Annotated in this window: 1 protein-coding gene; it reads right to left on the bottom strand. The window is 66.0% G+C overall.

All coding sequences use genetic code 11. The features are described from left to right. Positions 1-799: 4-alpha-glucanotransferase (locus tag AHiyo1_RS09185; RefSeq protein WP_148667523.1), on the bottom strand; the 799-nt coding region annotated here is incomplete at both ends.

Raw genomic sequence — 799 nt, 5'->3', positions numbered from 1 at the left:
CTGCTTGCGCAGGGTCCAGGCGTCGGCGCTGCTCAAGTCCGCCCCGACGGCGAGATCGTGCACTACTCCCAACCGCATGCCGGATCGCTTCGCCGCGACCTGGGCCGACTCGAGTTGCTCATCGCAGATCCACTGAAGCCAGCGGTGGAAACCGATCCGGTCGGCCAAAGCCTGGCGCATCGACTCGACCTTGGGCGAACCGAGGGTGGCCGCGGGGTCCTGCCAGAAGGGGTCGTCCGGCGACCGGTCTTCACGGATCGCGCACCAAAGGGCGAAATCGTCCAGGCCGGGGCCGGACTCGCGGCAGAACTCCTCAAAGGCGCGTTGCCGGGCCGGAGAGAGCTTGACCGTGTGAAGGAGTTCCAAGGCAGCGAGCTTCGCGGCAAAGATCTGGTCCCGGTCCAGCCGTTCGGCGTCCTTGTTGAGCGCGTGGACGTGGTCCAACAGCCGGTCCACCGTGGCGCGCTTGCGAGGCTTAACGTATGCCAATTCGGGAATGGATTCGACCCGGATGTAGAGGGGGTTGAAGAATCGCCTGGTGGAGGGAGAGTACGGCGATGCTTGAATGGGAGGCACCGGATCTGCGGCATGCAGTGGGTTCACCAGGACGTAGTCGGCCCCTCGCGCGCCGGCCAACGATGCCAAATCGGCAAGGTCCGCGAAATCCCCGATACCCCATGAGCGCTTCGAGCGTACCGAGTACAGTTGCGTGGCGAGTCCCCAGCCCCGTCGTTCCTCAAGCCCTGCCGCCGTCTGCAACGAGGCTGGAACCACGGCGAGCGCGGCGGTGGCCGTCACG

The organism is Arthrobacter sp. Hiyo1, assembly GCF_001263615.2.
Taxonomy (GTDB): Bacteria; Actinomycetota; Actinomycetes; order Actinomycetales; family Micrococcaceae; genus Arthrobacter.
This window is presented reverse-complemented; position numbering and strand designations above follow the sequence as displayed.